Below are 21,736 nucleotides of genomic sequence, written 5' to 3'. Positions count from 1 at the left end.
AGCCCCCCGGCTGCGGGAGCGCCCTCAACGCTTCCCCGGCGCTGGACTCCACTGTGCACCGCGCCGATTGACGTTCGATAAACGTCCGATAGTCAGCCCGCGGATGGACAAAACCGCAGGTCATCGACCTTCCCCGGGCGCATCGTCCGGCGTGCGGGGCCGCGCGCACAACCCCGTCCGCACCCTCGTGCTTCCGCAACCCGGGCCACAACGGCCCAAGCACGGCGAGTTGGCCGGAAACGGACCCCATGGCGCAGTGATCACGCATATTCTCAGATGCCAGTACGCACACGAGTGTCGGCCGGAAACGCGTCGGGGTGCAGTCCGTCCGTGTGGTGCGGAGAGCGTGACGTACCGCCACCGGCAGCGGCCCCCGGGGCCGCGGAGGAGCCACCGGAGGCCACGGGTGGAAGGGTGCCTCGCAACGTGACGACCGGACAGATATCCGACCCGTTCCCCGTCGGCGAGGACGCCGGCGACGACGAGCCCGAGGTACGGCGGCGGCGGGCGGCCCGGGCGCTGCAGGCGGTCGCCTTCGACACCATCGGCGCCGGGTACGGCGAGGCCTTCCCGGCCAAGGACGGCCAGCTGGCCTGCGGCCGTCGGCTGGTCGCTGAGCTCGAACCGGGCGCCCGGGTGCTGGACGTCGGCTGCGGCACCGGTGACCCGACCGTCCGCCAGCTGGCCGCGGCCGGTCTGCGGGTGACCGGCGCGGACCTCTCCGACGGGATGCTGACGCTGGCCCGGCGGACCGTCTTCCCGGGCGGGTTTGCGCCAGTGTTCCATCGGATCGACCTGTACGATCTGGCCACCGAGCGGGCGGACCGGGTCTGGAACGCCCCCGACCTGGGGTCGGAGGGCCGGGGCCGCTTCGCCGCGATCACCGCGTTCTTCTCGCTGATCCTGCTGCCGCAGGACGAGATCCCGACCGTGCTGGGGCAGCTGCGCGAACTCCTGCGGCCGGCCGGACTGCTGGCGCTCGGTATGGTCGAGGCGGACCTGGATCACGTTCCGCTTCCGTTCCTTGGCAGAGAGCTGCGGATCAGTGGGTATCTGAGGGAGGATCTGGAGCGGGTTCTGGTCTCGGCCGGCTTCGCCGTCGAGGAGTGCTCGGGGCATCCGTACGCACCGGCCAGTACCTCGCTGCCGCCGGAGGAACAGCTGTTCCTGTGCTGTCGACGCGTCGGCTGATCGAACCGGGACAGGACCGGCCGCACCCGTGGCCGACGCAACAGAACAGCTCACCGACCACACCGAATCCAGGACAGGCAGCCGTGCGCGACCAGCTCAAGACCGAGGCGGAGCAGCCGCCCGCCGTCCCGGGCCAGCGCCGCCAGGTCCCGGCCGCGACAGCGGGCCCGACACCGCCGGCCCCGGGCCTGACGGCGGCCCCGGTCCCGGCCCCGGCAGCGGCCCCGGCCGCCGCGCGACGGACGGGCGCACGACCGGAGCGCACCGAGATGGCGGACCGCCTGGCGTACCTCGACTCGGCGACCCGGCGGATCAACAGCGCCCTCGACCTCGCCGCGACGCTGCGCAACATCGGCCGGGTGCTGGTCCCGACGCTCGCCGACGCCGCCGTCATCCACCTGCGCGACCCGCTGCCCAACGTCGAACGCGAACCCGGGTTCCCGGAGGAGCTGCGGATACACCACAGCACCGGCACCCGGATCGGCCGCCGCGGCCGCCCGAGCGGCATGGACGACCGGCGCCGCTCCCGCTACGGCGCCCGCTCGACCGCCGACGGCGGCCCGGCCACCCCGGTGACCCGCGGCGGGGCGCTCGCCCACGCCCTGCTGAGCCGCCGCCCCGCCGACCCCGCCGTCCTCGGCACCCCCTCCGCCGAGCGCGCCGAGACGCTGCTGCGCGAGCTGTACGGCACCCGCGGGGTGGCCCGGCTGGCCGCCGGCACCTCCGTCCTCGCCCTGCCGCTGCGCGGCCGCAAGGCCGTGCTCGGGCTGCTGATACTGATCCGCCGCCCTCCCGAACGCACCGGCCGCCCGGTCTTCGACGCCGCGGACACCGCGACCGCGGCGCACCTCGCCACCCAGGCCGGGCTGGCCGTGGACACCGCGCTGCGCTACGCCCGCGAGTGGGAGATCGCCAACGAGCTCCAGCGCAGCATGCTGCCGCTGCGCCTGCCGCAGTCGCACGGGGTCCGGATCGCCCAGCGCTACCTGCCCGGTGAGCGCGGCGCGCAGGTCGGCGGGGACTGGTACGACGCCGTCCCGCTGCCCGGCAACCGGGTCGCCCTGATCGTCGGCGACGTGATGGGCCACTCGCTCACCTCGGCCGCCATCATGGGCCAGCTGCGCACCAGCGCCCAGACCCTGGCCGCCCTCGACCTGCCGCCGCACGAGGTGCTCTACCACCTGGACGAGCAGGCCCAGCGGCTCGGCCGCGAACAGCACCTGGCCACCTGCGTCTACGCGGTGTACGACCCGATCGCCAACCGGGTGGTGATGGCCAACGCCGGGCACGTCCCGCCGGTGCTGGTCCGCCCGGACGGCACCGCCGAGCTGGTCGAGCTGGACTCCGGGGCGCCGATCGGCGTCGGCGGGGTGGACTTCAACTCCGTCGAACTGCCCGCGCCGCCCGGCTCGGCGCTGCTGCTGTTCACCGACGGCCTGGTGGAGACCCGCACCCGCCCGATCAGCGACGGCCTGGAGGTGCTGCGCGCCCGGATCGCCGCCGCCCGCTGGCAGTCCCCCGAGCAGCTGTGCCAGGAGGCGCTGCGGATCCTGCCGCCCGGCGACCGGGGCGACGACATCGCGCTGCTCGGCGCCTGCTTCGACGGCATCCCGGCCGGGGACGTCGCGCACTGGTACCTCCAGCCGCGCAACGAGACGCCGGGCCGGGCCCGCCGGCTGGCCGCGCACACGCTGCGCCGCTGGGGGCTGGACGAGCTCAGCGAGGCGACCGAGCTGATGGTCAGCGAGCTGGTGACCAACGCCGTCCAGCACGCGACCCGGCCGGTCACCCTGAGCCTGGTGCGCACCACCCGGCTGCGCTGCGAGGTCGGCGACGACAGCCCGCTGCTGCCGCGCCCGCGCCGCACCGGGCCGGAGGACGAACGCGGGCGCGGGCTGCAGATAGTCGCCCGGTGCGCGGACCGCTGGGGCGCGACCAGGCTGGGCACCGGCAAGGTGGTCTGGTTCGAGCAGCGGCTGCCCGTCCAGACCTGACGGCGCCCGGCGGGAACGGGTCCCGCCGGACGCCCGGACTGCCCCCGGGTCTCAGACCCGGGCGGGCTCCCGCGCCGGCCCCTTCTCCAGCTCGGCGATCAGCTGCTCGCCCTCCATGTCGACCTTCGGCACGACCTTCTCCAGCCGCTTCGGGAACCACCAGGCGGCCCGGCCGAACAGCGCCATCGCGGCCGGCACCAGCGCCATCCGCACCACGAAGGCGTCCACCAGCACGCCCACCGCGAGGGCGAAGCCGATCGGCTGGACGATCGGGTCGTGGCCGAAGACGAACGAGCCGAACACCGCCACCATGATCAGCGCGGCCGCCGTGACCACCCGGGCCCCGTTCTTCACCCCGCCGACGACCGCCTCGCGCGGCGCCGCCCCGTGGACGTGCTGCTCCTTCATCCCGGAGACCAGGAACAGCTCGTAGTCCATCGCCAGCCCGAACAGCACGCCGATCAGCAGGATCGGCACGAAGCTCACCACCGGCCCGACCTTGGGCACGTCGATCAGCCCGTCCAGCCAGCCCCACTGGTAGACCGCGACCACCGCGCCGAGCGAGGCGGTGATGCTGAGCAGGAAGCCGGCCACCGCCTTGAGCGGGACGAGCACCGAGCGGAACGCCAGCGCCAGCAGCACCAGCGCGATCCCGACGATCACCGCGAGGAACGGCGGCAGCGCCTGGCCGAGCTTGGTGGAGACGTCGATGTTGGCGGCGGTGGTGCCGGTGACGGCGATGTCCGCGCCGGTCGCCGCCCTGAGCTCCGCCTTCTGGCCGCGGATCTCGTTGACCAGCGCCTTGGTGTCCTCGTGGTCCGGGCCGGTCCGCGGGATGACGGTCACCAGCGCGGTGCCGCTCGCCTGGTCGACGGTCGGCGGCAGCAGCGTCGCCACGCCGTCGAGGGTCTGGAGCTTCGCGGCCACGCCCTGCACCGCCTGCTCGGGCCGCGGCGCGCCGTGGGCGTCCACCACGACCACCAGCGGCGCGTTGAAGCCCGGCCCGAAGGCCTCGCCCACCAGGTCGTACGCCTTGCGCGCGTCCGTCCCGGCGGCCTGCGAACCGCCGCTCGGCAGGCCGAGGTTCAGGCTCGCGGCGGGCACCGCCAGGGCGCCCAGTCCGGCCAGCCCGACCAGCAGGACGGGCAGCGGGCGGCGGACCACGAAGCGGCCCCAGCGCTCGCCCAGGGTGGTGCGGCCGTTGGTGGCCAGGGCCCGCTTCCAGACCGGCAGCCGGTCGATGGCGCGGCCGGTGAAGCCCAGCACGGCGGGCAGCAGCGTGATCGCGACCAGGACGGCCACCACGACGGCCGCGGAGGCGGCCAGGCCCATCACGGTGAGGAAGGGGACGCCCGCGACGGAGAGCCCGGCGAGCGCGACGACCACGGTCAGACCGGCGAAGACGACGGCGCTGCCGGCGGTCGCGGTGGCCCGGGCGGCGGACTCCTCCGGCGCCAGGCCCTCGTCCAGGTGGCGGCGGTACCGGAAGAGGATGAACAGCGCGTAGTCGATGCCGACCGCGAGGCCGACCATCAGGGCCAGCACCGGCGCGGTGGTGATGATCTCGAAGGAGCCGGTGAGCGCCAGCAGGCCGGCCATCGTCACGCCGACGCCGACCAGCGCGGTCAGCAGCGGCAGCCCGGCGGCGACCAGCGTGCCGAGGGTGACCACCAGGACCACCCCGGCCATCACCAGGCCGATCGCCTCGGCGGCGCCCTCGATCTGGGCCATGGTGTTGTAGGCGTCGCCGCCGAAGGCCACCTCCAGGCCGGCCGCGCGGGCCGGCTCGGCGGCGGCCTTCACGGCCTCGCGCTGCCCGTCGGTGACGTCGGCGAGCTTGTGGTCGAAGGAGACCAGGGCGATCGCGACCTTCCCGTCCGGCGAGAGCGCGCCGGTGGCGTACGGGTCGGGCACCGCGGCCACGCCCGGCACCTGGGCCATCCGGGCGACGGCCTCGCCGACCGCCCGGCCCGCCTCGGGCGTCCCGATGCCGCCGGGGGCGCCGGCGGCGAAGACGACCTGCGCGGAGCCGTGGCCCTGCGCCGGGAAGGTGTCCTTGATCCGGTCCAGGGTGGCCTGCGCCTCGGTGCCCGGGACCTTGAACTCGTCGGTGGTCTTGCCGGCGAAGGCGCCCGCGGCCCCGCCGACGGCGATGAGCAGGGCGATCCAGACGGCGACGACGGCCCGCCGTCGCCGGAAGCAGAAGCGGCCCAGTCGGTACAGGTACGTGGCCATCGGCGGTCCCTCGGGTCGGTCAGGGCAGGTCGCGTCCCACCGTAGACCGAACTTTGTCGGGTGACAAAGTTGGCCGACAAGATCGTGCGACACAGTTGCCCGACCATGGCGCTACCCTGGCGGGATGGCACACGTCCCCGCCTCCGAACGCCGACCGCAACTGGTCCAGGCCGCCATCGACCTGATGACCAGGGAGGGGATCGCGGCCGGCAGCACCCGCGCGATCGCGGCCGAGCTGGGCGTGGCGCAGGCGACGGTGCACTACACCTTCGGCACCAAGAAGGACCTCTACCGGGCGATCGTCGAGCGGCTGACCTCCGACTTCGTCGGCGAGGTGCGCGCCGCCTCCCCGGGCGACGGCGCGTTCGGCGAGCAGGTCCGCACCCTGGTGCAGGCGCTCTGGGAGGCCGCCACCGGCGAGCACGGGCACTGCGTGCTGCTGAGCGAGTTCGGGGCGCTGGCACTGCGCGACCCGGACATGCGGGAGATCATGCTGGAGATGCAGCACGACATCGAGGGCACCGCCGTCGAGATGCTCGACGCCCTCGCGGCCGCCCACGGCCTGACCCTGGCACTGCCCGCCCGCCGGATCGCCGTCCACTTCCTCGGCGGCTTCGACGGCCTGACGGCCCGCCACCTGACCCTGCGCAACCCCGGCGACCGGCCCGACCCGGACACCCTGGAGGCGCTGGAGCTGCTGGTCGCCACGACGGTCGGACTCTGCCTGGGCACCCCGGCCGCCCGCCCCGAGCCGGGCTGGCACGGGGACCGGGACGGGCTCTGAGCCGGGACTGGCCCTAGGACACGATCCGGACCGGCAGCTCGACCAGCACCTCGCGCAGCGCGGCCGCGAAGCGCTCGTACTCGGCGCTGCGGGCCGAGCCCGGCCGGACGGCCAGCCCGATCCGGCGGCCGGGCGCCGGGGCGGCGAAGCGGACGGCGGCCAGCCGGTCGGTGCGCCCGGCCTCGACGTCCAGTGCGGTGGCGGGCAGCAGGGTCACCCCGAGGCCGCCGGCGACCAGCTGGACCAGGGTGGACAGGCCGGCCGCCCGGGTAGTCGAGCCCGCCGGGTCGGCGCCGACCTCGCGGCAGATGTCGAGCGCCTGGTCGCGCAGGCAGTGGCCCTCCTCCAGTAGCAGGACCTCCAGGTCGAGCAGCACGTCGCGCGGTACGTCGATCCGACCGGCGAGCGGGTGGGTGGGCGGCGTGAGCAGGACGAAGTCCTCGTCGAACAGCGGGATGTCCCTGGTCGGCGAGGTCCCGCCGGCCGGCAGCGCGAGCAGCAGGACGTCCAGCCGGCCGGCGGCCAGGCCCTCCAGCAGCGAGGGGGTGCGCTCCTCGTGGACGTGCGGCTCCAGGTCCGGGAAGCGGTCGCGGACCAGCCGCAGCACGGTGGGCAGCAGGTAGGGCGCGACGGTCGGGATGACGCCCAGGTGCAGCGGCCCGGTGAACGGGCGGCGGGCGGCCTCGACCTCCTCGGTGAGGGCCTGCAGCGAGGCGAGCACCCGGCGGGCGTGCTGGTGCACGCGCTCCCCCAATGGGGTGACAATCACCTTGCGCGTCGTACGCTCGACCAGTTGTGCGCCCAGCGACTCCTCCAGCGCCGCGACCGCCCCGGACAGCGCGGGCTGGCTGGTCCCGGTGGCGGCGGCGGCCTCCCGGAAGTGCCGGTGCTCGGCCACCGCGACGAAGGCCCGCAGCTGGGCGACGGTCGGGGTGCGAGGGCTGCGGACTGTGGCGCTCGCCACAGTCGGGTCGGCCTTCGTGCCGCCGTTCCTGCGGGAACCCGGCCGCGACGTGGGGGATTCGTTACTGATAACAATCTCCGATCAGACACATCCAGTGTAGCTATTTCCCTGATCAGTCCACGATGTGGAACTGTGAGCGGTGTCCGGATTCCGGACAAAGCTCCCCTCATCTCACTTCAGGAGAAGCGAACGTGCTCACGATCGGTGACAAGTTCCCCGAGTTCGACCTCAAGGCCTGTGTCGACCTGGATGCCGCGAGCGCCTTCGCCGACATCGACCACAAGTCCTACGAGGGCAAGTGGAAGGTCGTCTTCTTCTGGCCGATGGACTTCACCTTCGTCTGCCCGACCGAGATCGCCGCGTTCGGCAAGCTGAACGACGAGTTCGCCGACCGCGACGCCCAGATCCTCGGCGTCTCCGGCGACTCCGAGTTCGTGCACCACGCCTGGCGCAAGGACCACAAGGACCTGCGCGACCTGCCCTTCCCGATGCTGGCCGACATCAAGCACGAGCTGATGCGCGCCTGCGGCGTCGAGGGCGAGGACGGCACCGCCCAGCGCGCCGTCTTCATCGTCGACCCGAACAACGAGATCCAGTTCGTCATGGTCACCGCCGGCTCCGTCGGCCGTAACCCCAAGGAGGTCCTGCGGGTGCTGGACGCCCTGCAGACCGACGAGCTGTGCCCGTGCAACTGGAACAAGGGCGAGGACACCCTCGACGCCCAGGCCCTGCTGGCGGGCTGACCCATGGCTCTCGACGACCTGAAGGCCGCCCTCCCGGACTACGCCAAGGACCTCAAGCTCAACCTGGGCTCGGTCATCGGCAACTCCGACCTCCCCGCCCAGCAGCTCTGGGGCACCGTGCTGTCCTGCGCGATGGCCACCCGCAGCCCCGGCCTGCTGCGTGAGCTGGAGCCCGAGGCCAAGGCCAACCTCTCCCCGGAGGCGTACACCGCCGCCAAGGGCGCGGCCGCGATCATGGGGATGAACAACGTCTACTACCGGACGCTGCACCTGCTCTCCGACAAGGAGTACAGCACGATGCGGGCCGGTCTGCGGATGAACATCATCGGCACCCCGGGCGTCGAGAAGGTCGACTTCGAGCTCTGGTGCTTCGCGGTCTCGGCCATCAACGGCTGCGGCCAGTGCCTCGACTCGCACGAGGCCGTGCTGCGCAAGGCCGGCGTCGAGCGCGAGGTCGTCCAGGCCTCGATGAAGATCGCCGCCGTCCTCCAGGCCGTGGCCGGCGTCCTCGACTCCGAGGCCGCCCTGGCGGACGTCACCGCCTGACGCACCCCGGCACCCCGACGGGCCCCTCCCGGACACCATGTCCGGGAGGGGCCCGTCGTCGTTCTCCCGCGCCGGTCGCCCCGGCCCGGGAAGGGGTCAGTCGGTGGCGGGTGCGGCCGACGGGGCGGTGCGGGCGGCCGCAGTGCGCTCGGCGGCGGGTTCGGCCGCGCGCCCCGCCGTACGCTCGGCGGCCTCACGGGCGGCTTCGAGCGCGGTGAAGACGGCCTGGCCGGCCTCGTTGCGGCGGCGCAGGTGGGCGACCACGGTGTTGGTGACGGCGATCAGCGGGACGGCGACCACCGCGCCGCCGATGCCGCCGATGATGCCGCCGGCCGCGACGCCGAGGACGACGCCGAGCGGGTGGACCCGGACGGCCCGGCCGAGGATCAGCGGCTGGAGGATGTGGCTCTCCACCTGCATCACCGCGACCAGCACCACCAGCACCATCAGCGCCGTCCACGGCCCCTGGGTGACCAGCGCGATCAGCACCGCCACGGTGCCGGTGATCAGCGCGCCGACCAGCGGGACGAAGGCGCCCAGGAAGATGATCACGGCCAGCGGCAGCGCCAGCGGCACGCCCAGCAGGTCGACGCCGATGCCGATGCAGAGCGCGTCGATGAAGGCCACGCACACCGTGCCGCGCACGTAGGCGGTGAGCGTCGCCCAGGCCTTCGGACCGGCCCCGGCCATCGCGAACCGGGAGTGCCGGGGCAGGCCGCGCAGCGCCCAGTTCCAGATCTTCGCGCCGTCGTAGAGGAAGAAGAAGGTGGTGAAGAAGGTCATCAGCAGCGCGGTCAGCACCTCGACGGCGATCTGCGCGCCGGTGATCGAGGCCGAGGTGAGCTGATCGGTGTTGGTGGTGATGGCCTTGGTGATCTGGTTGGCGAAGTCGGTGATCTGCTGCTGGGTCAGGTGCAGCGGTCCGGTGACCAGCCAGTCCCGCAGCTGGTTGACGCCGGTCTTCACCTGGGTGGTGACGTCCGAGAGGTTGGTCGACACCTGCCAGACGACGAACCAGCCGACCAGCCCGATCCCGGCCAGACCGCTGAGGAAGACCCCGCCCGCCGCCAGCGAGCGCGGCACCCCGTGCCGGCGCAGCCAGGAGACCGAGGGCTCCAGCAGCGCGGTGATCAGCAGCGAGGCCAGCACCGAGAAGGCCACCAGCCGCAGCATGTCGACCACGTAGAAGACGACGTAGAGCGCGGCGCCGAGCAGCAGCAGCCGCCAGGTCGACTCGGCGGCCACCCGCAGGCCCCACGGCACCGCCTCGGCGGGCGTGGCCGGGCGGCCGGGGTGGTACTCCCGCCCGAGCCCGACGTGCGCGGCCGGGGCGGCCGGGGCCGGTTGGGCCACCGGAGCCGTCGGGGCCGGCGCGGCGGACGGCGGGACCGGCTCGGCCGCCGGGGCCGGGTCGGCCTGCGGCACCGGAACGGCCCGCGGGACCGGGACGGGGCCCGGCGCCTCGACGAGTGCCGGGACGTGCCCGTCCACGAGCGCCGGCACCGGCCCTTCGGCCAGTGCCGGGAGTGCCGGTTCGTGCGGGTCGGCCGCCATCGCGGCACGCCGGCGCCGTTCGATCACGGCGGCCGCGCTCGCCACCACGGCCATGCCCTTGGCCACGGCCTTGAAGGCCTTTCCGCCCCGCGCCATCCTCGCTACCACCGCTCCCCTGCCGAACCCGCCGTGTCCGGCGGTACGCCGCGGGTCCTGCCGCGGCCGTCAGGGATGACGCTACCCGCCGGAGGAGCGGCGAGTCCGGTCGCCGGTCCGTTCGACTCGAACCGTCCATCCCGATGAACCGGACAAAACGCAAGGTTCCATGCGGTTTCGGACACGGTTCACCGGGGAGGAGTCGGGACGAGACCCCGGAGCCCAGCCGCCGAGGTCGCCCCACGGCCAACCGCCGGCGGACCGGCCGGTGCGGGGAGCAACCAGGACCCCTCCCCGCGCCCCGCGTCCGCAACCGGGGCCGCACCGCCCGAGGGCGCACTGGTCAGCGCCGCCCGGGCGGCGCGGTCCGCCCCCTCGCCGCGAACCGGAGAACCGCCGAGCCGGAGAACGGCCTGGCCGCGAACCGGAGAACGTCCTGGCCGGAGAACGCCACGGCCCCCGGTCGCTCGCCCGAGGAGGGCGAACGGCCGGGGGCCGGGTGGAACCGCGCCGCCGGAGCGGCAGCCGTTTCCTAGTACCAGTTGTGCGCCTGCCAGAACGACCACGCACCGCAGGGGCTGCCGTAGCGGGAGTTCATGTAGCCGACGCCCCACTTGATCTGGGTGGCCGGGTTGGTGCGCCAGTCGGCACCGGCCGAGGCCATCTTGGTGCCGGGCAGCGCCTGGACCAGACCGTAGGCACCGGAGCTCTTGTTGGTCGCGGTGTAGTCCCAGCCGCTCTCGCGCTTCACGATCTGACTGAAGCACTGGAACTGCGCGTCGTTGCCGACGATCTGCCGGGCCAGGTCCTGGACCGAGCCGGGGCTGACCGAGACGGGCGGCGCGCTGTCCTCCACTGCGCTCATCGCGGAGCGGGACTTGGAACGGTTCGCGGCGGCCTCGTCGGCCTTGCGCTTGTCGTCCGCGGCCTTGGCGGCCTTCTCCGCGTCGGCCTTGGCCTGGGCGTCGGCCTTCGCCTGGGCGTCCGCGGCGGCCTGCTGGCGCGCGGCCTCCTCGGCGGCCTTCTGCTCCGCGGCGGCCTTGGCGGCGGCGTCGGCGGAGGCCTGCTGGGCGGATGCCTGCTGGCCGATGTTGTCACTGATGGTCTGCGCCTGGGCGCCAGAGGGGACTTCGGCAAGCAGGGTCGCGCCCGCGACGTCGACCGTCTGCGTCGTCTTGCCCTCGCTGCCCGAGGCCATGCCCACGACGGCACCGACAGCGGTGACGGCGGTGGCGGAGGCCACAGCGACTCCCCGGACCGAGATCCGAGTCACATGGATTCCTTCCAGCATCGCCCACGCGTGACCGTACGGGCGCAACATGCCCCTTGACACTGACCTCCGCACGGTGCACTGGTCACGGGAGGTGCTGGCCCGGCGTCCGGCCGAGGTGAGTCGACCAGGCGTTGGAATCGGGCGGCGTACGGCTCAACGTTCTTCAATTGTGCGTCCACCGACCGGAGTTGGTGGACCTTCCGGGGCCTGACCTCCGGTGGCCGGAAGCCCTGCCGCGCCGTACGCGGGGCCTGACAGAACCCTCACCATGCCGCACCGGGTACGGTCGACGCAATTCCCGCCCGCGTGGCGCATGTCACATTCACCGCACGGCAGTTCCCCGGACGGAAAGCACTCGATGTGATGAAACGGACGGGGCCCGCTCCCTCAGGAGCGGGCCCCCGGCCATGAGTTGACCGTATTGTCCGACTATGCCCTCGGAGGGCGGATCACGGGTGGATGTCCTCCAGCATCTCCGTGACCAGCGCCGCGATCGGCGAACGCTCCGAGCGGGTGAGCGTGATGTGGGCGAAGAGCGGATGACCCTTCAGCTTCTCCACCACCGCCACCACGCCGTCGTAGCGGCCCACCCGGAGGTTGTCCCGCTGCGCCACGTCGTGGGTGAGCACCACCCGCGAGCCCTGGCCGATCCGGGACAGCACCGTCAGCAGGACGTTCCGCTCCAGCGACTGCGCCTCGTCCACGATCACGAAGGCGTCGTGCAGCGAGCGCCCCCGGATGTGGGTCAGCGGCAGCACCTCCAGCATCCCGCGGGAGATGACCTCCTCGATCACGTCCGGGGTGGTGACGGCGGAGAGGGTGTCGAAGACCGCCTGCGCCCAGGGGCCCATCTTCTCCGCCTCGGAACCGGGCAGGTAGCCCAGCTCCTGCCCGCCGACCGCGTACAGCGGCCGGAAGACCATCACCTTGCGGTGCTGCCTCCGCTCCAGCACCGCTTCCAGCCCCGCGCACAGCGCCAGCGCCGACTTCCCGGTGCCGGCCCGGCCGCCCATCGAGACGATCCCGATCTCCGGGTCGAGCAGCAGGTCCAGCGCCACCCGCTGCTCGGCGCTGCGCCCGCGCAGCCCGAACGCCTCGCGCTCCCCGCGCACCAGCCGCACCCGGCCGTCGCCGGTGACCCGGCCGAGCGCGCGGCCGCGCTCCGAGGTCAGCACCAGTCCGGTGTGGACCGGCAGCTCGGCGGCCCCGTCGACGTCCACCCCCGCGTCGTGGCCGACCGAGAAGAGCGCGTCCACCTGATCGGCCGGGACGTGCAGCTCGGTCATACCCGTCCAGCCGGAGGTGATCGCCAGCTCGGCCCGGTACTCCTCGGCGAGCAGGCCCACCGAACTGGCCTTGATCCGCAGCGGCAGGTCCTTGGACACGACGGTGACGTCGTAGCCCTCGGCCTGGAGGTTGCGGGCGACCGCGAGGATCCGGGTGTCCGCCTCACCGCCGCCGGCCCGGTAGCCGACCGGCAGTATCGACACGTCGGAGTGGTTGAGCTCGACCCGGATGGTGCCGCCGAGCTCGCCGACCGGGATCGGCTCGTCGAGCCGGCCGTGCCGGATGCGGTAGTCGTCGAGCAGCCGCAGCGCCTGGCGGGCGAAGTAGCCCAGCTCCGGGTGGTGCCGCTTGGCCTCCAGCTCGGTGACGACCACCACCGGGAGGACGACCTCGTGCTCCTCGAAGCGGGTCATGGCGAGCGGGTCCGCCAGGAGCACGCTGGTGTCGAGAACGTACGTGCGCCGGTCTGGTGTCCGGCGGCTCTTGGAACTGACCACTAGGCCTCCAGAGCGGATGACCCTGCGTCATCCGCGGCAAGCCGGCCCCCGCTGCCCCGGTGGCCTCGGGACCGGACTGACTGGAGTATTCCCAGGCGGGGAACGGTGCATTCGCGCCCCCGGCGAACTGACGGATCATTGCCGGTGAACGTTTGGCCTCGCCCGGGCGCCGGGTAGGCCAGGCCTACGGCGGTCATTTCCTCCGGACGGCCGGACCTGGGACGACGGCCCCCGGACACGGGGTCACCGCCCCCGAGGGCGCGGGACACGGCCCCGGGAACGCGGGGCACCGGCCCGGGGACGCCGGGCCGGAACCGGCCGATCCGGGACTACAGCCCCAGCCGCCGGTGGCGCTGCTCGTAGGCGCGCAGCGCGCGCAGGAAGTCGACCTTGCGGAAGGCCGGCCAGTACGCCTCGCAGAAGTAGAACTCGCTGTGCGCGCTCTGCCAGAGCAGGAAGCCGGACAGCCGCTGCTCGCCCGAGGTGCGGATGATCAGGTCCGGGTCGGGCTGGTTGCGGGTGTACAGGTGCTCGGCGATGTGCTCGACGGTCAGGACCTCGGCCAGTTCCTCGATCGAGGTGCCGCGTCCGGCCTGCTCCTGGAGCAGCGAGCGGACGGCGTCGGCGATCTCGTGCCGACCGCCGTAGCCGACCGCGACGTTGACCGTTATCCCGTCGATGTCGGCGGTCTGGTCGGCGGCCCGCTTGAGCACGTCGGCGGTGTGCTGGGGCAGCAGGTCCAGCGCGCCGACCGGGTTGACCCGCCAGCGGCGGGCGGCGGCCAGGCCGGTGACGGCGTCCTCGATGATGCCGAGCAGCGGGACGAGCTCGTCGGCCGGGCGGTCCAGGTTGTCGGTGGAGAGCATCCAGAGGGTGACGACCTTGACGTGGGTCTCGTCGCACCAGCCGAGGAACTCGCTGATCTTGTCGGCGCCGCGCTGGTGGCCGTACGCGGTGGAGCCGCCCGCCGCCTTGGCCCAGCGGCGGTTGCCGTCCAGGATCACGCCGATGTGGCGCGGGGTGCTCGCGAGGTGGACCTCGACCCGTCGCCCGTAGAGCCCGTACATCCCGCCGAGCAGGGTGCGCAGCCCCGGCGTCCGTTCGGCGACATCGCGCAGACCCATGTTTCCCGGCCCCTCCGTGCTCGTTGCAACTGGTGCGTCTCCGCCCCCGGCGCAGCCTACTCCGGCGCGCAGGTGCACAGTAAAGCCGCAGGTAGCGGTCTGGTCACGGTCCTGTACGAAGTCTGTCCCGACGGGCGTGTCGGGGGTCCTCCGGACGGGTGGCGGGGTCTCCGCGGGGCCGCCGCAGGGCCTCCCGGGCGCGGACACGGAACGGTCTCCGAATCCTTAACGGAACCGTAAGCCGTTCTTCCGATGCTTGACGACCAGCAATGGTCTAGTCCAGCTTTTGATCCGGGACGGAACGATCCTCCTGCTCCGCCCCGCAGGCTCACTTCGGACCTCCCCTCCCCCACACGCGGCCGCCGCGCCCCCCACCGCGGCGGCCGCTCCTCCCCCAGGAGCGTCACCCCATGGCCCGTACGCTGAACCAGCCTTCGCACAAGCGCCGGCGCAGCCCCCTCCCGGCCGTCGCGGCCGGCGCCACCGCCCTCGCCCTGGCCGGCGGCGGCCTCGCCCTCTTCGCCGGCGGCGCCAGCGCGGCGGTCGGCAACCTGGTCGCCAACGGCGGCTTCGACGGCGGGCTCGGCGGCTGGACCTGCACCGGCGCCGTGACCACGGTGTCCTCCCCGGTCCACTCCGGCACCGGCGCGCTCCAGGCCACCCCGGGCGCCGGCGACACCGCCGAGTGCGCCCAGACCATCAGCGTGCTGCCCAACACCAGCTACACGCTGAGCGCGTGGGTCCAGGGCCCGTACGTCTACCTCGGCGCGCGCGGCACCGGCGGCACCGACCCGTCCGTGTGGTCGAACCAGAACAGCTGGAACCAGCTGTCCACCACCTTCACCACCGGGGCGAACGCCACCAGCGTCACCGTCTACCTGCACGGCTGGTACGGCCAGAGCGCCTACCTCGCCGACGACGTCGCACTGGTCGGCCCCGGCGGCACCGGCACCCCGTCGCCGACCGCGACCCCCACGCCGACCCCGACGCCGACGGCCACCGCCTCCCCCACGGCCACCGCGACGCCCACCCAGACGGCGACCCCGACCCCCACCGGGACGCCCACCCAGACCCCGACGGCGACCCCCACCGCCACGCCGACCAGCACCACCCCGCCGGTCACCGGCCTGCCCGCCCACGCGGTCACCGGCTACTGGCAGAACTTCGACAACGGCTCGACCGCGCAGCGGCTGAGCGACGTCCAGAGCGCGTACGACATCATCGCGGTGTCCTTCGCCGACGCCGTGCCGACCAGGACCGGCGCGATCAGCTTCACCCTGGACCCGGGCCTGTCCAAGGCCCTCGGCGGCTACACCGACGCCCAGTTCCGCGCCGACGTCAAGGCCAAGCAGGCGGCCGGCAAGAAGGTCATCCTCTCCATCGGCGGCCAGAACGGCGCGATCACCGTCGGGGACGCCACCGCCGGCGCCAACTTCACCAACAGCGCCTACGCGATCATCAAGGACTACGGCTTCGACGGCATCGACGTCGACCTGGAGAACGGCGTCCAGGCCGGTCCGCTCGGCGACGCGCTGCACGCCCTGCAGGCCAAGGTCGGCCCCGGCTTCGTCTTGACCATGGCCCCCGAGACCATCGGGATGTACAACACCTCCGGCGCCTACTTCCAGCTGGCGCTGAAGACCAAGGACATCCTCACCGTCGTCAACACCCAGTTCTACAACTCGGGCGGCATGAACGGCTGCGACGGCAAGGTCTACAACCAGGGCACCATCGACTTCATCACCGCGCAGGTCTGCACCCAGATCCAGGGCGGCCTGCGGCCGGACCAGGTCGGCATCGGCGTCCCGGCCTCCAGCCGGGCGGCGGGCGGCGGCTACGTCTCGCCGACCGTGGTGAACAACGCGCTGGACTGCCTGGCCACCGGTAACAACTGCGGCAGCTTCGTGCCGCCGGCCAAGTGGCCGACCATCCGCGGCGCGATGACCTGGTCGACCAACTGGGACGCCAACAACGGCAACGCGTTCTCCAACACGGTCGGCCCGTTCGTCCACAAGATGCCGTGACGGCCGGGAGGCCGTGACCCCCTAGAGCCCAACTCCCCCGGCGCGCCGCTCCTTGAGGGTGGGGCCCGCGCGTCGGCGGCGGGGCCCGTCGTACCGACCGGTACGGCGGGCCCTTCCGTTTCCCCTGTCCCCTCTATTAGGGGCGGGGTCCGGAAGGGGCGGTGGCGGGGTCCCCCGGGGACCGGGAGCGGGGTGGACCGGAGGCCGGGGCGACTCCCGGTCGTCGTCTGGTACGGCTCCGCTCACCGCGCCAGGACCGCGGTGAGCGCGCCGAGCAGCAGGAACGGGCCGACCGGGAGGTCGAGCCCGCGCACCGGGCGGCGGCGGGCCAGCGCGGCGGCGGCCCGCAGGGTGCCCCACAGCCCGGCGAGCACCATCGCGGCGAACAGCCCGCCGAGCGCCACCGACCAGCCGAACCAGCCGAGCAGCCCGCCCAGGGCGAGCCCGAGCGGAGAATCCCCGGGGCCCAACGCGCCCAGCCAGACGGCCAGTTCGAGGACGCCCCCGACCGCCAGCGCGACCAGCAGGCAGCGCAGCAGCGCACCCGGGTCCCGCTCGGCCTGCGCCGCGACCAGCAGCAGCGCCGCCACCCCGCCGAGCAGCGGCACGGTCAGCCCGTACGGCAGCCGGCGCACCCGCGCGTCGACGAAGCCGAGCGCCACGCCGAGCGCCGCCGCCCAGCCCAGGGCCAGGGTCACCACCACCAGGCGGTCCGCCGCGTACGCCACCGCGACCGCGACCGCCGCCGCGACCGCCTCCACCGTCCAGGGGCCGGCGCCCAGCCGCTCCCGGCAGCCCGGGCAGCGCCCGGTCGGCGGCAGCAGCCGCACCGCGCGCCCGCAGGACGGGCAGGCCTCGCACCAGGGCTCGCCCTCCGGCACCGCGAAGCGGGCGATCCGCCCGCGCAGCGGCGGAGCCGCCAGGAGACCGACCAGCACCGCCGCGACCACGACCGGGACCACCGGCGCACCCCCTCCTCGACCGACACGACCGGCCACATCCTCCCGCGCCGGGTGTGTGCCGTCCGTCTCGTTCCACGGAACGGCGCGGCGGCGCTCCTCGCATACAGGAGCATTCCGGACATTCGACTGCCGGTTCACAAGGCCGCCCGCCGCCCTCGCCTGCCGATCCAAGGGGGCCGTTCCGACCCTCCGAAGCACCCCCGCGGAGACCCGCCGCACGGCCGCTCCGTACCCCTAAAGTAGGCGGACATGCAGGTCATCCAGTCCAGCAAGCTCGCCAATGTCTGCTACGACATCCGCGGACCGGTACTCGACGAGGCGATGCGGCTGGAGGAACAGGGCAACCGCATCCTCAAGCTCAACACCGGCAACCCGGCCACCTTCGGTTTCGAGGCGCCCCCGGAGATCCTCCAGGACATCCTGCGCAACCTCGCCACCGCGCACGGCTACGGCGACTCCAAGGGCCTGCTCTCCGCCCGCCGCGCGGTGGTCATGCACTACGAGGACCGCGGGCTGCACGGCCTCTCCGTCGACGACGTCTTCCTCGGCAACGGCGTCTCCGAACTGATCCAGCTGGCCATGACCGCGCTGCTGGACGACGGCGACGAGGTGCTCGTCCCGGCCCCGGACTACCCGCTGTGGACCGCCTCGGTCTCGCTGGCCGGCGGCACCGCCGTGCACTACCGCTGCGACGAGCAGTCCGAGTGGTACCCGGACCTCGCCGACATCGAGGCCAAGGTCACCGACCGCACCAGGGCCATCGTGGTGATCAACCCGAACAACCCGACCGGCGCGGTCTACCCGCGCGAGGTGCTGGAGGGCATCGCGGAGATCGCCCGTCGGCACGACCTGGTGGTCTACGCGGACGAGATCTACGACAAGATCCTCTACGACGACGCCGAGCACGTCCCGCTGGCCACCCTGGCCCCGGACCTCTTCTGCGTCACCTTCAACGGGCTGTCCAAGGCGTACCGGGTCGCGGGCTTCCGCTCCGGCTGGATGGTGCTGTCCGGCGACCGGCACCGGGCCCGCAGCTACATCGAGGGCCTGACCGTGCTCGCCTCGATGCGGCTCTGCGCCAACATGCCCGCCCAGCACGCGGTGGCCGCCGCGCTCGGCGGGCGGCAGTCGATCCGCGACCTGGTGCTGCCCGGCGGCCGGCTGCACGCCTCGCGCGACGCCGCGTACAAGCTGCTCAACGACATCCCCGGGGTCAGCTGCGTCAAGCCCAAGGGCGCGCTGTACGCCTTCCCCCGACTGGACCCCAAGGTCCACAAGATCAAGGACGACGCCCGGATGGTGCTCGACCTGCTGCGCTCCCAGCGCATCCTGCTGGTCCAGGGCACCGGCTTCAACTGGCCCGAGCCGGACCACTTCCGGCTGGTCACGCTGCCCCGGCCGGAGGAGATCACCGACGCGGTGACCCGGATCGGCGACTTCCTGAGCGGCTACGTCCAGCCGTAGCCACCGGGCCCGACGACACCCGGAACGGCTCCCGGGACGGCTCCTGGGACGGCTCCCGGAAAAACACTACGGCCGGAGTTCCGGCCCGGGCGATCTCCTTGGTCGGGGGAAAATCGCCCGGCGGAACTCCGGCCGTCCTGCCGCTCGGCGGGGCGCGCGGTTCGTGCCGCGCGCCCGCCGCTACCGCGACTGAGGCTCAGGCTCAGCCGAGGCGCGCGACGAGGTTCCGGTACTCGTCCCACAGCTCCTTCGGGGTGTGGTCGCCGAAGGTCTCCAGGTGGGCCGGCACGAGCGCGGCCTCCTGGCGCCAGATGTCGGCGTCCACGGTGAAGAGCAGGTCGAGGTCCTCCTTGGAGAGGTCCAGGTCGCCGAGGTCGAAGCCCTCGACGGTCGGCAGCACGCCGATCGGGGTCTCGACGCCCTCGCCGGTGCCCTCCAGGCGCTCGACGATCCACTTGAGCACGCGGCTGTTCTCGCCGTAGCCGGGCCAGACGAACTTGCCCTCGGCGTCCTTGCGGAACCAGTTGACGTAGTAGATCTTCGGCAGCTTGGCGGCGTCCGCCTGGGCGCCGACCTTCAGCCAGTGGGCGAAGTAGTCGCCCATGTTGTAGCCGCAGAACGGCAGCATCGCGAACGGGTCGCGGCGCAGCTCGCCGACGGTGCCCTCGGCGGCGGCGGTCTTCTCGGAGGCGATGTTGGCGCCCAGGAAGACGCCGTGCTGCCAGTCGAAGGACTCGGTCACCAGCGGGACGGCGGTGGCGCGGCGGCCGCCGAACAGGATCGCCGAGATCGGCACGCCCGCCTGGTCCTCCCACTCCGGGGCGATGGTCGGGCACTGCGCGGCCGGGACGGCGAAGCGGGCGTTCGGGTGGGCGGCCGGGGTGCCGGACTCGGGGGTCCAGTCGTTGCCGCGCCAGTCGGTCAGGTGCGCCGGGGGCTCGTCGGTGAGGCCCTCCCACCACACGTCGCCGTCGTCGGTGAGGGCGACGTTGGTGAAGACGGTGTTGCCCCAGAGCGTCTCGATGGCGTTGGCGTTGGTGTCCACGCCGGTGCCGGGGGCGACGCCGAAGAAGCCGGCCTCGGGGTTGATGGCGTACAGGCGGCCGTCGGCGCCGAAACGCATCCAGGCGATGTCGTCGCCGATCGTCTCGACCTTCCAGCCCGGGACGGTCGGCTGGAGCATGGCCAGGTTGGTCTTGCCGCAGGCCGAGGGGAAGGCCGCCGCGACGTACTTGACCTCGCCGCTCGGCGGGGTGAGCTTCAGGATGAGCATGTGCTCGGCCAGCCAGCCCTCGTCGCGGGCCATGGTCGAGGCGATGCGCAGCGCGTAGCACTTCTTGCCGAGCAGGGCGTTGCCGCCGTAGCCCGAGCCGAAGGACCAGATCTCCTTGGTCTCCGGGAAGTGCGAGATGAACTTGGTGCTGTTGCACGGCCACGGCACGTCCGCCTGGCCCTCGGCGAGCGGGGCGCCGACGGTGTGCACGGCCTTGACGAAGTCGCCGTCCTCGCCGAGCTGGTCCAGCACGGCCTGACCCATGCGGGTCATCACGCGCATGGAGACGGCGACGTAGGCGGAGTCGGTGATCTCGACGCCGTACGCGGCCAGCGGGGAACCGACCGGGCCCATCGAGAAGGGCACGACGTACATCGTGCGGCCCTTCATCGCGCCGCGGAAGAGGCCCTGCTCGCCCTGGAAGATCTCCCGCATCTCGGCGGGGGCCTTCCAGTGGTTGGTCGGTCCGGCGTCCTTCTCCTGCTCGGAGCAGATGAAGGTGCGGTCCTCCACGCGCGCCACGTCGGACGGGTCCGAGGCGGCGTAGTAGGAGTTGGGGCGCTTCTCCTCGTTGAGCTTCTTGAAGGTGCCCTGCGCCACCAGCAGGTCCGCGAGGCGCTGGTACTCCTCGTCGGAACCGTCGCACCACTCGATGCGGTCCGGCTGGGTGAGCTCGGCGATCTCGCTCACCCAAGCGAGCAGCTGCTTGTGGCGGGTGGGCGCGGATGCGCTGAGAGCAGAGATCTCGTACGACACGATCGCTCCGTTTCACGCCATCTCGGCGTGGAGATGGCGTCGCGGGGGTCTGAGGGTGCTTGCAGCGTAGCTCCGGACTCAAGGCCAGAACGCGGCGAAGCGTCGAAATTGACGCACCCTTTACTACAGCCAGTATGATTACTCATCGGTAACATACCGACCGACCCCGCGACGGAGTGCGCGGCGCCACACTCCAAATACTCCAAAACGTCTAAGAGTGACGATCGCCACTTCCTACGCACGAGTAACCTACGGAGCCGTAGGTAACGGGTAGCATGCTGCGCATGACTGCTGCTGCGCTCGCGGAGAGTGCACTCACGGAGAGCAAGCCGAAGTGGCGCGGCTGGCTGCACGCCGGAATGTTCCCCGCCACGGTGGCCGCCGGGATCGTGCTGATCTGCCTGGCCGACTCCACGCCCGCCAAGATCGCCTGCGCGATCTACTCGGTCAGCGCCTGGCTGCTGTTCGGGGTCAGCGCGGTGTACCACCGTTTCAACTGGGGGCCGCGCGGAGACGCCGTACTGCGCCGGCTGGACCACGCGAACATCTTCCTGATCATCGCGGGCACCTACACGCCGTTCACCATGCTGCTGCTCAAGGGCGCCGACCAGCAGGTCCTGCTCTGGGTGGCCTGGGGCGGCGCGCTGGCCGGGATCGCGTTCCGGGTGTTCTGGGTCGGCGCGCCGCGCTGGCTGTACACACCGGTGTACCTCGCGCTGGGCTGGGCCGCCGCCTTCTTCCTGCCGGACTTCCTGCGCGCCGGCGGGGTCGCCGTCCTGGTGCTGATGATCGTCGGCGGGGTGCTCTACAGCATCGGCGGCGTGGTGTACGGGCTCAAGCGGCCCAACCCCTCACCGCGCTGGTTCGGGTTTCACGAGGTGTTCCACGCCTTCACCCTGGGGGCGTTCATCGTCCAGTACGTCGGCGTCTCGCTGGTGGCCTACAGCACCACCGGGTGAACACCGGTGC

General features: G+C 72.7%; 16 protein-coding genes. 8 read left to right on the top strand and 8 right to left on the bottom strand.

Annotated features, from left to right (window positions below; translation table 11 throughout):
• Positions 1–519: 519 nt before the first annotated feature.
• Positions 520–1,191, top strand: coding sequence for a class I SAM-dependent methyltransferase (locus ACLWS4_RS35160; protein ID WP_380737674.1), 672 nt, complete (start codon positions 520–522; stop codon positions 1,189–1,191).
• A 269-nt stretch (positions 1,192–1,460) separates the two neighbouring features.
• On the top strand, positions 1,461–3,185 hold the full coding sequence (locus ACLWS4_RS35155) for an ATP-binding SpoIIE family protein phosphatase (RefSeq protein WP_416876265.1): 1,725 nt from the start codon (positions 1,461–1,463) through the stop codon (positions 3,183–3,185).
• Between the two features lie 51 nt (positions 3,186–3,236).
• On the opposite strand, the gene ACLWS4_RS35150 is transcribed toward ACLWS4_RS35155, so the two are convergent.
• Positions 3,237–5,420 (bottom strand): MMPL family transporter, encoded by a 2,184-nt coding sequence (locus ACLWS4_RS35150; protein WP_416876261.1) that lies wholly within the window; start codon positions 5,418–5,420, stop codon positions 3,237–3,239.
• Between the two features lie 124 nt (positions 5,421–5,544).
• Here ACLWS4_RS35150 and ACLWS4_RS35145 point away from each other — a divergent pair, with 124 nt between their 5' ends.
• A complete protein-coding gene (locus ACLWS4_RS35145) occupies positions 5,545–6,204 on the top strand; it encodes a TetR/AcrR family transcriptional regulator (protein ID WP_074001327.1) in 660 nt (219 codons plus the stop codon).
• Between the two features lie 13 nt (positions 6,205–6,217).
• Here ACLWS4_RS35145 and ACLWS4_RS35140 read toward each other — a convergent pair whose 3' ends face one another.
• Positions 6,218–7,168, bottom strand: a complete 951-nt coding sequence (locus ACLWS4_RS35140; RefSeq protein WP_082346232.1) for a LysR substrate-binding domain-containing protein — start codon at positions 7,166–7,168, stop codon at positions 6,218–6,220.
• A 191-nt stretch (positions 7,169–7,359) separates the two neighbouring features.
• Between ACLWS4_RS35140 and ACLWS4_RS35135 the strand changes: the two genes are divergently transcribed.
• Both ACLWS4_RS35135 and ACLWS4_RS35130 read left to right on the top strand, forming a co-directional pair.
• Entirely contained in the window at positions 7,360–7,911 is a 552-nt protein-coding gene (locus tag ACLWS4_RS35135; protein WP_074001325.1) for a peroxiredoxin, read from the top strand.
• Between the two features lie 3 nt (positions 7,912–7,914).
• A complete protein-coding gene (locus ACLWS4_RS35130) occupies positions 7,915–8,457 on the top strand; it encodes an alkyl hydroperoxide reductase (protein WP_049659817.1) in 543 nt (180 codons plus the stop codon).
• A 96-nt stretch (positions 8,458–8,553) separates the two neighbouring features.
• Here the strand turns inward: ACLWS4_RS35130 and ACLWS4_RS35125 are convergent, their stop codons facing one another.
• The 4 genes from ACLWS4_RS35125 to ACLWS4_RS35110 all read right to left on the bottom strand — a co-directional run bounded on the left by ACLWS4_RS35125 (position 8,554) and on the right by ACLWS4_RS35110 (position 14,288).
• The gene (locus ACLWS4_RS35125; protein ID WP_416876260.1) at positions 8,554–10,107 is read right to left on the bottom strand and encodes an AI-2E family transporter; all 1,554 of its coding nucleotides are present in this window, start codon (positions 10,105–10,107) and stop codon (positions 8,554–8,556) included.
• Positions 10,108–10,639: 532 nt separating this feature from the next.
• A complete protein-coding gene (locus ACLWS4_RS35120) occupies positions 10,640–11,398 on the bottom strand; it encodes a transglycosylase SLT domain-containing protein (protein WP_181970664.1) in 759 nt (252 codons plus the stop codon).
• Positions 11,399–11,829: 431 nt separating this feature from the next.
• Positions 11,830–13,164, bottom strand: coding sequence for a PhoH family protein (locus ACLWS4_RS35115; RefSeq protein WP_049657856.1), 1,335 nt, complete (start codon positions 13,162–13,164; stop codon positions 11,830–11,832).
• Between the two features lie 329 nt (positions 13,165–13,493).
• A complete protein-coding gene (locus tag ACLWS4_RS35110) occupies positions 13,494–14,288 on the bottom strand; it encodes an isoprenyl transferase (RefSeq protein ID WP_181970663.1) in 795 nt (264 codons plus the stop codon).
• A gap of 410 nt (positions 14,289–14,698) precedes the next feature.
• Here ACLWS4_RS35110 and ACLWS4_RS35105 point away from each other — a divergent pair, with 410 nt between their 5' ends.
• A complete protein-coding gene (locus ACLWS4_RS35105) occupies positions 14,699–16,312 on the top strand; it encodes a chitinase (RefSeq protein WP_416876259.1) in 1,614 nt (537 codons plus the stop codon).
• A gap of 242 nt (positions 16,313–16,554) precedes the next feature.
• On the opposite strand, the gene ACLWS4_RS35100 is transcribed toward ACLWS4_RS35105, so the two are convergent.
• Positions 16,555–17,274: a hypothetical protein gene (locus tag ACLWS4_RS35100; protein ID WP_079271861.1), complete on the bottom strand. Its 720-nt coding sequence runs from the start codon at positions 17,272–17,274 to the stop codon at positions 16,555–16,557.
• Between the two features lie 249 nt (positions 17,275–17,523).
• On the opposite strand from ACLWS4_RS35100, the gene ACLWS4_RS35095 reads away from it, so the two are divergent.
• A complete protein-coding gene (locus ACLWS4_RS35095; RefSeq protein ID WP_416876258.1) occupies positions 17,524–18,738 on the top strand; it encodes a pyridoxal phosphate-dependent aminotransferase in 1,215 nt (404 codons plus the stop codon).
• Positions 18,739–18,940: 202 nt separating this feature from the next.
• Here ACLWS4_RS35095 and ACLWS4_RS35090 read toward each other — a convergent pair whose 3' ends face one another.
• A complete protein-coding gene (locus tag ACLWS4_RS35090) occupies positions 18,941–20,767 on the bottom strand; it encodes a phosphoenolpyruvate carboxykinase (GTP) (protein ID WP_049659026.1) in 1,827 nt (608 codons plus the stop codon).
• 284 nt (positions 20,768–21,051) lie between these two features.
• Between ACLWS4_RS35090 and trhA the strand changes: the two genes are divergently transcribed.
• Entirely contained in the window at positions 21,052–21,726 is a 675-nt protein-coding gene (gene trhA, locus ACLWS4_RS35085) for a PAQR family membrane homeostasis protein TrhA (RefSeq protein ID WP_049659028.1), read from the top strand.
• Positions 21,727–21,736: the final 10 nt, after the last annotated feature.

It is taken from the genome of Kitasatospora sp. SC0581 (assembly GCF_048159585.1).
Lineage (GTDB): Bacteria > Actinomycetota > Actinomycetes > Streptomycetales > Streptomycetaceae > Kitasatospora.
Note: the sequence above shows the minus strand (reverse complement) of the source record. Positions and strands in the feature narration are given on the sequence as shown.